Origin of the sequence: Hyphomonas jannaschiana VP2 (assembly GCF_000685215.1) — a bacterium.
Lineage (GTDB): Bacteria > Pseudomonadota > Alphaproteobacteria > Caulobacterales > Hyphomonadaceae > Hyphomonas > Hyphomonas jannaschiana.
This window is the reverse complement of sequence record NZ_ARYJ01000002.1, coordinates 334726-349323: the sequence shown is the minus strand read 5'-3', so window position 1 is coordinate 349323 and position 14598 is coordinate 334726. Positions and strand designations below refer to the sequence as shown.

Below are 14598 nucleotides of genomic sequence, written 5' to 3'. Positions count from 1 at the left end.
GCCATAAGGGAGGCATTGCATGACGCTTCAGAATGTGACCGACACGTATCAGCAGGAAGTCCCGCCGCAGGCGCCTTCGAACGCGCCCGTTTTTGATCTCGCTCCGCCGGTGAACCTCACCGATCCGGAGGTCTTTTCCAGCCATGGCGGTTACACGCACGAAGCCTTCGCCCTGATGCGGGAAAAGGCCCCGGTAATGTGGCATCCGGAACAGGCCGCCGCCGGCTTCTGGGCCGTCACCTCCTATGACCTCGTCAAGAAGGTTGAGCTGGACCCGGCGACTTACTCGTCCCAGCGGGGCGGCATCCTGATGACCTACGGCCTGCCGGACCAGCCGCGCCATCCGCTGCTGCACTCTTCCAGCCTGAACAGCCTGATCAATCTGGACCGGCCCTACCACACGCCGCTTCGCATGGAGCACATGCACTTCTTCCGCCCGGGCTTCGTCGCCGAACTTCGCAAGCGCGTGGATGCCTATATGACCGAACTGCTCGACGCAATGGAGAAGCAAGGCCCGGTGGTCGACATGGTGGAAATGTTCTCCGCCGAACTGCCGCTGTTCACCTTATGTGAAATCCTCGGCGTCCCAGCGGCCGACCGGCCGAAACTGGTCCACTGGATGCACTTCCTGGAAACCTCGCAATACCGGGCCCAGCAGGAAGGCCTCGGCAATGTAACGCCGGAAGAGATGATGGAGTTCATCAACGAAATCCAGGCGATGTTCGATTTCGGCCGCCACCTGCTCGCCGAGCGCCGGAAGGAACCGAAAGAGGACCTCCTCTCCGCCATCGCCAATGTCGAAATCGACGGCAAGCCGCTGAGCCCCGAATTCCTCGACGGCTCGTGGCTGCTGATCGTGTTCGCGGGCAATGACACGACCCGAAACTCCCTCTCCGGAACGATGCGCCTGCTGACGGAGTTTGCGGATCAGAAGGTAAAACTGCAGGCCAACCCGGATCTGTTCCCGAACTTCGTCCACGAAGCGATCCGTATGGTCTCCCCGGTCACCTATATGCGCCGGACTGCAACCACCGATACGGAACTCGGCGGCCAGCCGATTGCCGAAGGCGAAAAGGTGGTCATGTACTATGCCGCAGCCAATCGCGACCCGGCGAAATTCCCGGATCCGAACCGGTTCGACATCACGCGTGAAAATGCCAAGGAACACCTCGCCTTCGGGCACGGCCCGCATGTCTGCCTCGGACAGCGTGTTGCCAATATGCAGCTGGAAGCCGCCTACCGCCAGATCCTGTCGCGCTTCCCGGATGTGAAATGGACGGGCGAACAGACCATTGCGCCGAACAATTTCGTCCACGCCATCTCCAGCCTCATGGTGGATCTCGGAACATGACAGACGCCCTCGTTACCCGTCAGGACAAGAATGGCTGCGCTATTCTCACCCTGAACCGTCCGGACAAGCTGAATGCCCTGACAGTCGGCATGTTTCGCGAACTCCGCGCGCATGTGTCCGATCTCTACAAGGACGACACGATCAGCTGTGTCGTCCTGCGCGGCGCAGGCAAATGCTTCTCCGCCGGGCATGACCTGGCCGACATCGCCGAGGGGGAAGCCGTGCCATCCCGCGGCTGGCATTCCGAAACGCTGCGCCTGATGGAGCGCCTGCCGAAGCCGGTGATCGCGGCGGTGCACGGGCATTGCTATACCGGCGCACTGGAAGTCGCCCTCGCGGCAGACTTCATCATCGCCGCTGAGAGCGCCCGTTTCGGCGACACACACGCCAAATGGGCGCTGACACCGATCTGGGGCATGAGCCAGCGCCTGCCCCGCCGAGTGGGGATCGCCACCGCAAAGCGTCTGATGTTCACAGCGGAAATGATCCGCGCAGACGAAGCCTTCCGCATCGGCCTCACCGAGATGGTCGTGCCGGATGCCGAGTTCGACGCAGCGATCGAAAAACTGGCCGGACAGATCACGGAAAACTCTGCCTTTTCTCATGCCGCCAACAAGCGCCTTCTGGAAGCGACCGATGCACGCGATATGGACAGCGGCCTGCAATGGGAGGTACTCAACAGTGAGGGCGTGGGGCCTGACATGCAGGCTCGAATCGGGGCCTTTACAGGGAAGTCACCGAAAGCGAAAAAATGAGCGATTTTCTCATCCGCCGCGAAGATCTGCGCGAGGTTCAATGGGCCGATCAGCCAGCCGCACCGCTGGCCGATGGCTGCGCCCGTCTGAAGGTTGAGGCTTTCGCCCTGACGGCCAACAATGTGACTTACGCCACATTCGGCGACGCCATGAAATACTGGGACTTTTTTCCAGCCGCCGACCCGGCCTTCGGGCGGGTACCAGTCTGGGGCTTTGCCACGGTGGAGGAGTCCAAGGCCGAGGGCGTCTCAGCCGGCCAGCGCGTCTACGGATACCTTCCGATCTCTGACCGCTTCGATGTGAAGCCCGCCAAGGTCGGCAAGGCGAGCTTTATTGACGGCGCCGAGCACCGCCAGCCTATGGCGCCGATCTACAACACCTACATCTTCACCGCAGCAGACCCCTCCTATGACAAGGAGTTCGAGGCGCAGCAAATGCTGTTCCGTCCGCTGTTCACCACGGGCTGGATGATTGACGATTCCCTGATGGAAACGGGCGATCCGATCCCGGAGACCGTCGTGATCTCCTCCGCTTCATCCAAAACGGCCATGGCGCTGGCGCACTGCCTGAAACAGCGCGGCAATGTGGACACGGTCGCGCTGACGTCGAAGGGCAACAAGTCATTCGTGGAATCGACCGGTCTCTATGGCCGGGTGCGGACCTATGCGGATGCGGACCGGCTCCATGCCCGCGGCCTGACCGCCTTTGTCGATTTCCTCGGCCGCCCGGCGCTGACCGCCGATGTGCACAATGCACTCAAGGACCGTCTCGTGCGCAGCCTCGTCATCGGGGTGACAGACTGGGAAGGCAATCGCGCGCCGATCCAGCTTCCAGATCCGCAGCCGGAATTCTTCTTTGTGCCAACCTATGCCGCTGAACGCACCAAGCAGATCGGCGCCAATGCGCTGAATGCCAAACTTGGCCAGTCGCTGCTCAGCTTCTACAAGGCGTCCCGCAAATTCGTGAAACCGAAACAGAGCAAAGGGCATGAGGCAATCACCACCGCATGGCTGAAAACACTGGATGCCGATGTCAGCCCCGCCTCGGGCCTGATCCTCACGCCATGAGGCGCGTTTGACGGCAACAGCAGACCTGCTTCGTGACCTGAGGGCCGCCACGGGCGGCAAGCCGCGTATCTATGTTCCCGGCGGCCCGGCTGAACCGGGTTGCATCGCAACCACGCTTCGGGATGAACCGGATCTCGCCGACGGCGCGACCTTCATCGGCCACTGGCTGCCCGGCATAAACCGGACGGCCTGGACGGGATTTCATCCGGGTAGCCGTGCGGAAGGCACGTTTCTCTATTCGGAATACCGCTCTGCTTTTGAGGACGGCCGCTACCACCTCACGCCCATCCACTATTCGGGGGCGTATGAATGGCTGAAGACGGTGCCGTTGGATGCCGCCTTCATTCCCGTATCAGCGCCGGACAAACGCGGTGACGTCTCTCTCAGCCTCGGCACGGACATGTCGCCCGCCGTCATGGCACGAGGCAAGGTGCGCCGGATCGCGGTCATCCGTCCGGATATGCCCTTCCCGGCAACATCGCCGCGTTTGCCTCTCTCCGATTTTGCAGACGTCATTGAAGATGATACGCCTCTGATCACACTGGGTGACCCCCCACTGCCAGATGAAGCAAAGGCCATCGCCGCAAATGTTGCCACGCTGCTGGGGGATGGGTTCACCGTCCAGTCCGGCATTGGCAGCGTTCAGCAGATCGCCATGGCCGCAGCGGCACATCACAGGAATATCCGTATTCATACAGGCATGATCACAGATGCCGCATTGGAAGCGGTGAATTCAGGAGCGATCAGTTCCGCGCCCGGTTCGATCCTGACCGGCACGGCCATCGGCACGCCGCCACTTTATGAGGCAGCCGGGTCAGACCCACGCTTCAACTTCCAGCCTGTCAGCGTCACGCATTCCGTGCCGGTCCTGGCCGCCATTCCGCGTCTCGCCGCCATCAATGGCGGGGTCGAAGTAGATCTGTTCGGCCAGTTGAATTCCGAATGGGTGAAAGGCAGGCAGGTGGCGTCCACGGGCGGCCTCGGGAATTTCGTGCGCGGGGCTCAGCTCTCAGCCGGTGGGCGCAGCATTATCGCCCTGCCCGCCACGGCGCGCGGCGGCAGCCTGTCCCGGATTGTGCTACAGCTCACCTCGCCGACGGTCACGCTCAGCCGCGCCGAAGCCGGCTATGTCGTGACCGAGCATGGCGTGGCGGACCTGGCCACCGCAGATGTTGACCAGCGCGCCGAACGGCTGATCGCCGTCGCCGCACCGGCCTTCCGCGACAGCCTCGCCAATGACTGGGCGAGGCTGCGCGCCAGCCTCTAGCCGCGCGCGCCTTCCAGCTTCCGCTTCTTGCCGCCCCGGCTGCGACCACCCTGCTTACCGCCGGGCTTGCCTGCGCCGCCTTGCGGCTTGGCTTTGGCTTGCGGACGGCGCTGGCCACCACGACCGCCACCACCCGAACGGCCACCGCCGTTTCCACGGGCCGGGCCTTTCGGCTTGTAGAGGCGTTCGTTCGGATCCGGCGTCGGCAGAAGGTCCACCTTCGTACCGTCCGGGGCCTTCAGCACGTCGACTTCCATGCCAATCGTCTTCTCGATGTCACGCAGGTAATAGCGCTCATCTTCTGCCACGAAGGACACAGCAAGGCCGGTCCGCCCGGCACGCGCGGTACGTCCGATACGGTGCACATACTGTTCCGGCACGTTCGGAACCTCGAAGTTCACGACATGGCTGATGCCGTCAATGTCGATGCCGCGGGCGGCGATGTCGGTCGCGACCAGCACCTTGCACGTGCCGTTCTTGAAGGCGTCCAGCGCTTTCAGGCGCTGCGGCTGGGATTTGTTGCCATGAATGGCTTTGGCGTCCAGGCCTTTGGCAAGTAGCTTGCGCACGACTTTATCCGCGCCGTGCTTCGTCCGGGTAAAGACAAGGGCCCGGTCAATTTCCGGATTGTTCAACACGTCGAACAGGAGTTCCAGCTTGTCATTGTTGGACACGTGGTAGACGCCCTGGTCCACACGTTCCGCCGTGGTGGAAGGCGGGGTGACGGACACGCGCACAGGATTGTCCAGGAATTGCTGCGCAAGATCGGAGATCAGCTTCGGCATGGTGGCCGAGAACAGCAGGGTCTGCCGGTCCTTCGGCACCTGCGCCACGATCTTCTTCAGGTCGTGGATGAAGCCCATGTCCAGCATCTGGTCGGCTTCGTCGAGGATCAGGACTTCGACTTCCTGCAGGCTGACGGCTTTCTGGCCGACAAGGTCGAGCAGACGGCCCGGCGTTGCCACCAGCACGTCTGCACCACCCTGAAGGGCGCGGCGCTGCGCATTGATGTTCACACCGCCGAACACGGTCTGCACATTGCAGTCCATGTGGCGCGAATAGGTGCGGAAGCTGTCGGCGATCTGGCCGGCAAGTTCGCGGGTCGGCGCCAGCACCAGAACACGGGCGCTCCGTGCCCGGCGCTTCTGCGGGAACTCCAGCATGAAATCGAGGGTCGGCAGCGCGAAGGCCGCCGTCTTGCCGGTGCCGGTCTGGGCGATGCCCAGAAGGTCTTTGTCTTCCAGCAGCAGCGGGATGGCCTGTGCCTGAATCGGGGTCGGCGTCTCATAGCCTTCTTCCGCGATGGCTTTCATAAGAAGCGGATTCAGGCCGAGGTCGGAAAACTTGGTCATAAATAGTCTTTCATTCGAGCGGACGCGCGGCATGCCTGCGCGCAGTACGCCCTGAAGGGTTTGATTGTGTGGAAGCCCCGCGCGATCAGGGGCAACGGCATTGATTGAATGCCTGAAGGGGCCGGCCGGTCGCGGCGGGCTCACCCGCTGCACGTTTCACGCTGCCTGCCCCATGCGCCTGTTCCGGCGCTGCGACAGGGGGCACATGGCCCTGTTTGAATGAACAGTCAATGAAGGGAATGAGAAAATCCGTTTCCGGCCCTTTGTATCAGCGGGCGGTGACGATGATCTCGGTCCGTTCATTCCGGTCACGGGCCTCTGCGGAATTGCCGCTATCGACCGGCTGGGATTCGCCATAGCCCTTGGCCGTCAGCACAGCTTCGTCCACGCCGCGCTCGACCATGTAGTCACGGATGGCTTTGGCGCGCTGGCGGGAAAGTTGGAGGTTATAGCTGTCCGATCCGCGCGAGTCCGTATGTTCGGCGATCTCGATATTGTGGGCAGAGCAAAGCCGCGCGATACCGGTCACCATGTCTGCCACGGGCAGTTCCGCCGCGTTCAGCACAGCCATGTTCACCGGGAAATCGATGTCATCGACCCGCAGGGTCTGATTGAAGGCATCTTGGCAGTCGCTGACGGTCAGATCGCTCATCATCAGGCGGGTCAAGCCCGCGCCGAGGCGGTCCTCGATGCCTTCGACGCCCATCGCATTGACGATGAGATCTGCCTTCTCCGCGCCTTCCGGATCGTTCTCGATCATGGATTTTGCGGTGATGAAGCTCACATCGCGGGCAGCAAGGCCCGGGGCTGTGCCGATCACAGCGGCAATGCCATCGCGTACTTGGAGGCCAAGCCAGGGATACTGGCCCGTAGCAAAGGATTGTTCGAGCTTTGCCGCCCAGCCGACAGCGCCTGCCGGCAGATCGGGGATTGGGGCCGGTTCCGGAACAGCCGACGCATCTGTGCGCATGACAAGGATCTTGCCGTCACGGATCTGATAGGTGCCGTCCGCAATCGGGATACAATCCGCCTCGGCCGTAGTGGCCGTCGGTTGTGCCGTTTGGGCACTGTCCTGCCCCGAACAGGCGGCCAGCGCCAGGACTGCCGCAGCACCGGTAACCATTCGTGTCGCCAGAGCCATCTTGTCTTTCCTTATGCCTTCAGGATCCGTGTTTCTCACAGGCCCCATGCATGATCCGGGCCGGTTGGGCCCGGATCCCTGCACAGCATCCGGCGTTCGCTCCGCCTTGTCAAAACCCTTCGCGGGCCGGGCGAAGGCTCATCGGCAGGTGCGGTCAGTCTTCCTTCTTGTAGACGACGCCGCCTTTCATCACGAAATCCACGTCTTCGAGTTCCGTGATGTCCTTTAGCGGATCGGCCGTGACAGCAATGATGTCTGCATATTTACCCGGCTCGATCGTGCCGATGTCGGCATCCATCTCGACATGTTCGGACGCAATGACCGTCGCCGCGCGAATGGCCTCTTCCGGCGTGAAGCCAGCGCCCACCATCAGGGCGAACTCCTGCGCATTGTCGCCATGTTTCGAGACACCGGTATCGGTGCCGAAGGCAACGTTCACGCCGCCTTCATGGGCCCGGCGCAGCATGTCCTGCATCAGAGGGCCGACAATAGCGGCTTTCTGGCGGCTTGCTTCCGGGAACCAGGCCTCGTCCACCCAGCCGCTCACCGTTGCGCCCGCCAGAACGGTCGGCACCAGCGTTGCGTTGTGCTCTTTGAACAGCGCGATGGTTTCATCGTCCAGATAGGTGCCATGCTCAATGGAATCGATCCCCGCGCGCAGGGCCGATTCAATCCCGCCCTTGCCATGCGCGTGCGCCGTCACCTGCCGGCCCATGGAGTGCGCCGTTTCGACGATCGCTTCCAGCTCGTCATCCGTGAATTGCTGTTCCAGACCGGCCTTGGTGTTGGACATCACACCGCCCGTTGCGGTGATCTTGATGACGTCCGCACCTTCCTTCACCTGCTGACGGACAGCCCGGCGGCAGTCATCGGCGCCATTGCAGATGTTCGTACCGGTGAACAGCGCCATGACGTCCGGCGCATAGCCGTTGATGTCACCATGACCACCCGTGACCGACACGGCCTGACCGGCCGCCCGCATGCGTGGCCCGGGCACAAGGCCTTTGGCGATGGCGTCGCGCAGCCCGAACACGGAATCGTTCGAGCCGCCGACATCCTGCACCGTCGTGAACCCGGCCAACAGCGTCTTGTGGGCATAGCCGGCGCCATCAAACGCCTGGTCGACCGTGGTTTCCTCAAAGGCCCGGATCCGCTCGCCGGGGCCGGATTCGCTGGTGATGTGGACATGGCTGTCGATCAGACCCGGCAGGACATAGGCGTCGCGCAGATTGATCACCGGCACGCCTTTCGGCCCCGGCTTGTAACCGGCCTCGACCGAAACGATCCGGCCGTCTTCCACGATGATCGTCTGCTTGCGCAGATAGCCGTCTCCGGGCGTTGCCAGCAGGTAACCTGCATGGATCACCGCGTCCTGCGCAGTTGCAATGCCTGCGAACGCCACAGCCGCCAACGCGGCCAGACCAAACCTTTTCATGAGAGTCTCCCTCTAAGTTGCCGGCACCCTAGCCGCCTCTCCAGATCACCGCAATTGGTGTCACGGATCATCCGTCAGACGGCCGTTTTCGTCGCGTGTTTCCGGGCCGAAGACGCGGGCGCGTCCATCGCCGAACGCCGCATCGCGCGCCCTCAGTGTGGCTTTCAGCCCCTTCTCGGCAACGCTCGCCCGGAAGCCGTCCGCTGCACGCGTATTGTGTCCGCGTACGTCGTTTTCGACTGCGAGACGCTGCAGCGTTCGCGCGCCCATCAGTTCCATGGCGAGGTTCACGATCCGCTTGTTGGCAGACAGGAGGTCCGGATCGATCTTCGCCATCCGTCCAGCCAGACCGACGACTTCGTCTTCCAGATGCTCGCCCGGCACGGCTTTCAGGATCAGGCCAATGGCCTGCGCCTCTGTGCCGGTCACGGTATCGCCGGTCAGCAGCAGGCGCTTCGCCCATTGCGGCCCGCAATTGTAGACCCAGAAATTGTTCGGCAACGCGCCAAGGTCCCGCGCGGGCGGGAAGCCAAAGGTCGCATCATCTGCAGCGATCACCATGTCAGCCAGGAGGGCAAGGTCGCACCCGCCCGCCAGGCAATAGCCGTGCACTTTGGCGATCACCGGCTTGTGCATGTCGAACAGTGCCATCCGCCATCGCTGCTGGCGCTCCAGCTGCCAGGCGTCATCATCAATGCTGCGATGACCGCGATAGGATCTGGCGTCCTTGTCCTCTACTGGAGAGACAGGCACATCGCCATCCGCGCCGGAAAGGTCATATCCCGCGCAGAAGGCCCGGCCGGCGCCTTCAAGGATCACGCAATGCACATCCCGGTCATTGTCCGCTTCCCAGAGGGCGGCGGAGAGTTCCGCCTGCATGACATAGGAGAGCGCGTTCAGCTTGTCCGGCCGGTTCAGCGTAATGCGCGCATGCCCGTCCTGCGTCGAATAGAGAAGCGTCTCAAATCTGCTCACGGTCCCGCCTTCTTCCATGAAATATCCAGCCTCGGCTGGTCGCGGAATTCGTCCGTACTCTCCGGATCCCACGGGAAGCGGCCATCATCGCCCGGCCAGAACACCTGGATCATGCCCCTCAGCGGTGGGCGCCCCGTTTCTCGGCGGATCATGATGTTGATCGCGCCTACTTCGCCGAGATGTTCCGGATGGACCGGACGCAGCTCGACATCGGCTTCGTTCAGCACACCACCCATACTGAGCGGCTCACCCGTCCACTTCTTCTCGTTTACCAGCTTGGCGGCGACATTGTGCACCATGCCGTCAGCCGTTTCGGGGTTCAGGCCGAAGATGACCAGTTCCGGCAGGCCGAACTTTTCCTGCATGCCCACAGTCACCGTGAACAGGAGGCGCGAGTTCGGGTTCGCCGGGTCCTTCTGGACATAGACCTTGGTCCAGCCATCGCGGTCGACATTGTTGGCCACGGCCTGCAATTCGGGTGAAAGTGCCATGTCTGTCTCCTCAGGCGGGCAGCTTGTCTGCGGGATAGTTCGGATAACTCGCTTTCATCACACCGTGATTGAGCAGCATTTCGGCAATCTGCTTATCGCCGGACTTGTCGAAGAATTTCGTGCGGATCCAGTAATTCTCGACCCGGCGGCTTTGTGACAGGGCAACGACTTCGCGGCGCAGGATGTAGGTCTCGCCCACAAGGAGCGGGCCGTTGACCATGCGCACTTCAAGGTCTGCGAACAGGCCAATAGCTGGCTGCTTGACCGGAAACTTCGCCGTGCGGCTGGAATAATTTCCCAGTACACTGACCATTTCCAGCGGAACGATCGGCTTGTCCCAAGGCCCCGCGGCAGCGTCGCTGTAAACATCCATCGGCTCGGTGATGACTTTCAGCTTGTCGGCCAGCGAGAAGGGATAGAGGCTGCCCATATGCTGGTCCATGCCCATGGTCACGGTTTCGTCCGCGACGCCGGTCATGCCAACTTTCATGTCTTCCAGGATGACGAGGTCACCTGCCGGGCGCAGCTTTGCCATCCGGCCTTCGAGCAGTGTCTCGCCATGATCCGGCCCAGTGGAGGCGCTTGCCTCAAGCACCGGCGTGCCGTCTTCCTTGAAGGCGCGGCACATTGTGCGGGTCTCGCCGGGCGCCGGGCGGTCGACCTCGACGCGGACTTTCTCGCCCTCGAACACCATGTTCAGGAAGTGGCTGGAGAAGCAGCCGCGCTCAAACCAGTCATTGCCCCAAATGTCGGCCAGATAGGGCACGAACTGCGAGAAATGCGTCGGCCCTTCAATCGGCCCGGCCTTGATGCCGAGACGCTCGGCCTCGCTGTCGTCATGCAGGCTTTTGTGCCCGTCATAGGACTGTTCCTGCAGCATCTGCACCGGCGCGCGCAGCGGTCCCTTGATCGTCTCGGTCATGGCGCTTCCCTTTTCCTGAAGTCTGCCACCATCATGGTGCGGCGTCACCCTGCGGTGTCGCCGCCTCCAGATCGATGGCGTGTTGAATTGCCTTGTAAAATGCCTTGCGGGCTTCCCATTCGCCGCCCGTATCGCCAAGCGCAGAGGTCCAGCTGGCGTTTGAAGCGATGACGAGTTTGCGGTTCGGATCGATGAAGATGCCCTGCCCGAAGATGCCATCCGCCTGATAGGAGCCGTCATCCCAGGTCCACCACTGATAGCCATAGCCTTCGCCGGGCGAGCCGATGTCGGCCTGCTTCACGGTGGCAGCGTCAATCCAGCCCTCAGGGAGCACATCCTGTCCGCCAGCCTTGCCGCCTTCCAGCATGAACTGTCCGAAGCGCGCATAGTCCCGCACCGAAGCCTGGATGCAGCAGCCGCTGATCTCATGCCCGTCATGGCCGAGCAGCCAGGTTGCATCTTGCGCCATGCCATAGGGCGCCCAGATCTTTTCAGAGAGGTAGCCGGCGAGTTCCCGCTCTGTAGCACGGCTCACCAGCACGCCGATCAGATTGGTCTCGCCCGTGGAGTAGTTCCACACCTCACCGGCCGGGTGCGCGCGCCCAAGGCCCGCCATATAGGTCGCCAGCGCGCTCTTGCCCGGCTCCGCTTCCTGCAGGTCAAACCGGGCGACATCGGATTGCGGATCGCTGTAATCCTCGTTCCAGTCGACACCCGACGTCATGGTCAGCACTTGCCGGACCGTCACGCCATCATAGGCAGAGCCCTTTAACTCATCGATATAGTCCGACACCGGATCGTCTATGCTGCGGATAGCTCCATCCTTCACGGCCGCGCCGACCAGTGTGGAAGTCAGGGATTTGGCAACAGAGAAACTGGTCCAGCGCCCATCCGGGCGAAAGCCCATCTCATAGCGCTCCAGACGGACTTTGCCGTCCTGCAGAATGACAAGGCCTGCTGTCCGGTTCGAGGCGAGATAGGCATCCAGATCGATGCCGGGGTCCAGCGGCTCGCCTTCGGGCAGGTCACGCACCGTTTCGCCATGGGCGATGGTATGGGACTCGATGACGAAAGGGATGCGGTCGATCATGCGGAAGCCCGCATCGCGCTGCGCCTGGTTCCAGAACAAGACGTCCCGGCCATACGGCTGGTGCGCCAGCAGCGACCGCCATTCCGGCCCGATCAGGATCCAGCCGATCCCCGCCGCCACGATCAGCGCGGCGAACACAAGGCTCACGCGTTTCAAAAGGACCATGCCCGCTTCCTCCTCACACCTTTCCACCACGCTCCGGGCCAAACCGCCAGCCCAAGAAAGACAAAGTCAGCAACAGGCCGGACAGGCAGAGCGTCAGCGTGGTCGTGCCATGCCAGCCGGCATGTTCATACGCGTAGGTCGCGCCCCAGCTGGCCATGCCACCGCCGACGAACATCAGCACGATATAGGCCGTCATCAGACGCGTCCGCACACCGGGCGGCAGGCTGAGGAAGGTCATCCGGCCGGTGATGTCGATCAGCGGGCCCACGACGTTCATCATCATGATCGGGATCAGCAGCAGCCACAGGCTGTGGCCGAACAGGCCCAGCAAACAGACGGCGCAGAACTGCAGCACTGCGATGAAGACCCGCGCCTTGCGCGGCCCGATCCGGTCGGCCCAGGCGCCCATAGGCGGCGTCGTCATCAGGTTCAGCAACGAGATCGCCGCCAGATAGCCTACCGTGTCGGCGCCATAGCCCATCGCCGGGCTGGTCAGGTAGAGACCCAGCCCAAGCCAGACCGACAGGAAGATGCCGAAGCCGAGCCCCTGAATGGTGCCGGACAACAACACTTCCGGATGCTTCCGGATAATCGGAAAGACCGACAGGACGAGTCCGACATAATTGTGCTTCGGCGTGTCCTTGTCGGACTTTTCACGCTCATCCATGATCCGCGGCAGCATGAAGGTGACCGCCGCCATGACGGACGCAGCAATGAAGTAAACCGTCCGCCAGCCAAGATGCTCGCCGACCCAGCCTGCCCCGACCCGCGCCAGAAGGATGCCACCGATCACGCCGGTGGTCAGCGTTGCTGTCACCTGCCCCAGCCGCTCCGGGGCAACGCGTTTTGATGCATAGGCCGGCAACAGATAGGGCGTGATCGTGGAGAAGCCGAGAAAGGTGGAACCCGCCACGAAGACACGGAAGTCGGTCGCCAGTGCCATGACGATCAGGCCGGCCAGCTGGCCGGTCGCGAAGATGGTCGCCAGCTTGCGGTTCGATACACGGTCTCCGAGCGGCAGCAACAGCAGGATGCCCAGCGCCAGCGCGATCTGGTTCAGCGCCGGTACCAGCCCGATCTCGGACGGCGATACGCCGAAATCCTTCGCTACAAGCGCAATGATCGGATGGATGTAATAGGCGTTGGCCGTCACCACGGCACCCGCCAGGGTCAGCAGGATCAGGTCCCGCCGCCCAAGGCGTTGCGTGTGCTGAGGCGAGGTGTCCCCGTCACCGGATGGGTCAGGCGTCACCCCGGCATCCCGGCGCGGCGGGCATAGTCGGCGGCAAACTGCGCCAGCGGCACAACGCGCGCGGCGTTGCTTTCGGCATTGGCGCTGTTGGCGGTGCCGTCACGCACCCGGCCGATGATGCCCTGCAGGATGCCCGCGAGACGGAAGCCGTTATAGGCGAAGTAATAGTCGAGCTCCGGCAGGCCATCGCGGCCCGTATGCTTGCAGTAGAGGTCGACATATTCCTCCATGGTCGGGATGCCCCAGGCCTTGAGGTCGTCAATGGCCATAATGGACCCGCGCGAGCTGTCGCCCGGCGGCATCACCCAGTTCATCAGGTGGTAGGAAAAGTCCGCCAGCGGATCGCCCAGCGTGCAAAGCTCCCAGTCGAGCACGGCAATCACTTTCGGCTCGGTCGGGTGCAGCACCATATTGTCGAGACGGTAGTCGCCATGGACGATCGTGGTCTTGTCCCCCGGCGGGATGTTCTTGGGCAGCCACTCGATCAGCTGTTCCATCTCCGGAATGTGCTGGGTTTCGGAGGCCTTGTACTGCTTCGTCCAGCGGTGGATCTGGCGGGCGACATAGTCGCCTTCCTTGCCGAAGCCTTCGAGGCCGGCGGCGCGCCAGTCGACATTGTGCAAGTCGGCAAACGTCTTCACCTTGGCCTCATAGATGGCGCGGCGCTCAGCCGGCTCATAGTCCGGCAGGGTACCGTCCCACAGGATCCGGCCTTCCACCATGTCCATGACATAGAACATCGTGCCGATGACCGAATCGTCGGTGCAGAGGCCATAGGGCCGCGCGACCGGATAGCCGAGCGGATAGAGCGCGGAGATCACGCGGAACTCGCGATCCACGGCATGGGCGCTGGGCAGCAGCTTGCCCGGCGGCTTGCGGCGCATGACGTATTTCTTGTTCGGGGTGACGAGCTGGTAGGTCGGATTGGACTGACCGCCCTTGAACTGGCGGACTTCCAGCGGGCCTTCATAGCCCTCGACATTTTCTTCCATCCAGGCGGCCAGAGCGGCCTCGTCGAATTTGTGCGTCTCCGCCACCTCTTTGGTGCCGGTGAACAGATCGCTAGCTTTCGGCGCGTCGGCCATTTTCCTGCCCTCATTTCCGCAATTTCTCAGAAGATACAATACTCACGGGCCACGCTGCGCCAAGGCCTTCCGCGACGTCCGCGTGACCTGCCCGGCAAGGAAAGGCACGCGCCATGCTCCAGATCAAAACGCTCATCACGGCCCTGACCCTCATTTGCATCGCGAGTGTATGTCTGGCGGGGCTTGTCACATTCATGATCTGGCGAGAAGCTGGGCGTATGTTACATCATGGGAAGGCTGCTTCCCTAAC

General features: G+C 62.4%; 13 protein-coding genes. 4 read left to right on the top strand and 9 right to left on the bottom strand.

What is annotated here, in order from left to right; all coding sequences use genetic code 11:
- Positions 1-19: 19 nt before the first annotated feature.
- Genes HJA_RS04430 through HJA_RS04415 form a run of 4 tightly spaced genes read left to right on the top strand, consistent with a single transcriptional unit; the run spans position 20 to position 4440 of the window.
- Positions 20-1351 (top strand): cytochrome P450, encoded by a 1332-nt coding sequence (locus HJA_RS04430; protein ID WP_035578646.1) that lies wholly within the window; start codon positions 20-22, stop codon positions 1349-1351.
- The gene (locus HJA_RS04425; RefSeq protein ID WP_035578644.1) at positions 1348-2106 is read left to right on the top strand and encodes an enoyl-CoA hydratase/isomerase family protein; all 759 of its coding nucleotides are present in this window, start codon (positions 1348-1350) and stop codon (positions 2104-2106) included. The genes HJA_RS04430 and HJA_RS04425 overlap by 4 nt, the downstream gene beginning before the upstream one ends.
- Positions 2103-3173, top strand: coding sequence for a DUF2855 family protein (locus tag HJA_RS04420; RefSeq protein ID WP_035578642.1), 1071 nt, complete (start codon positions 2103-2105; stop codon positions 3171-3173). The genes HJA_RS04425 and HJA_RS04420 overlap by 4 nt, the downstream gene beginning before the upstream one ends.
- A 7-nt stretch (positions 3174-3180) precedes the next feature.
- A complete protein-coding gene (locus HJA_RS04415; RefSeq protein WP_051597355.1) occupies positions 3181-4440 on the top strand; it encodes an acetyl-CoA hydrolase/transferase family protein in 1260 nt (419 codons plus the stop codon).
- Here HJA_RS04415 and HJA_RS04410 read toward each other — a convergent pair.
- From HJA_RS04410 to HJA_RS04370, 9 genes are all read right to left on the bottom strand, one after another.
- Complete coding sequence (locus tag HJA_RS04410; protein ID WP_035578640.1) at positions 4437-5792, bottom strand: DEAD/DEAH box helicase; 1356 nt, start codon at positions 5790-5792, stop codon at positions 4437-4439. The two genes, HJA_RS04415 and HJA_RS04410, sit on opposite strands and share 4 nt — an antisense overlap.
- 268 nt (positions 5793-6060) lie before the next feature.
- Entirely contained in the window at positions 6061-6933 is an 873-nt protein-coding gene (locus HJA_RS17875; protein ID WP_206741668.1) for an OmpA family protein, read from the bottom strand.
- A 154-nt stretch (positions 6934-7087) separates the two neighbouring features.
- A complete protein-coding gene (locus tag HJA_RS04400; RefSeq protein WP_035578638.1) occupies positions 7088-8368 on the bottom strand; it encodes a metal-dependent hydrolase family protein in 1281 nt (426 codons plus the stop codon).
- A 60-nt stretch (positions 8369-8428) separates the two neighbouring features.
- Positions 8429-9343 carry a crotonase/enoyl-CoA hydratase family protein gene (locus tag HJA_RS04395; RefSeq protein ID WP_051597372.1) on the bottom strand — a complete coding sequence of 305 codons (915 nt, stop codon included), beginning with the start codon at positions 9341-9343 and terminating at the stop codon, positions 8429-8431.
- Complete coding sequence (locus HJA_RS04390) at positions 9340-9834, bottom strand: DUF4262 domain-containing protein (protein ID WP_035578631.1); 495 nt, start codon at positions 9832-9834, stop codon at positions 9340-9342. The genes HJA_RS04395 and HJA_RS04390 overlap by 4 nt, the downstream gene beginning before the upstream one ends.
- A gap of 10 nt (positions 9835-9844) precedes the next feature.
- Entirely contained in the window at positions 9845-10756 is a 912-nt protein-coding gene (locus tag HJA_RS04385; protein WP_035578628.1) for a hotdog family protein, read from the bottom strand.
- A 31-nt stretch (positions 10757-10787) separates the two neighbouring features.
- Complete coding sequence (locus HJA_RS04380) at positions 10788-12011, bottom strand: serine hydrolase domain-containing protein (protein ID WP_035578626.1); 1224 nt, start codon at positions 12009-12011, stop codon at positions 10788-10790.
- A 13-nt stretch (positions 12012-12024) separates the two neighbouring features.
- A complete protein-coding gene (locus tag HJA_RS04375) occupies positions 12025-13263 on the bottom strand; it encodes an MFS transporter (RefSeq protein ID WP_081814520.1) in 1239 nt (412 codons plus the stop codon).
- On the bottom strand, positions 13260-14348 hold the full coding sequence (locus HJA_RS04370) for a phosphotransferase family protein (RefSeq protein ID WP_035578624.1): 1089 nt from the start codon (positions 14346-14348) through the stop codon (positions 13260-13262). The genes HJA_RS04375 and HJA_RS04370 overlap by 4 nt, the downstream gene beginning before the upstream one ends.
- Between the last annotated feature and the right edge of the window lie 250 nt (positions 14349-14598).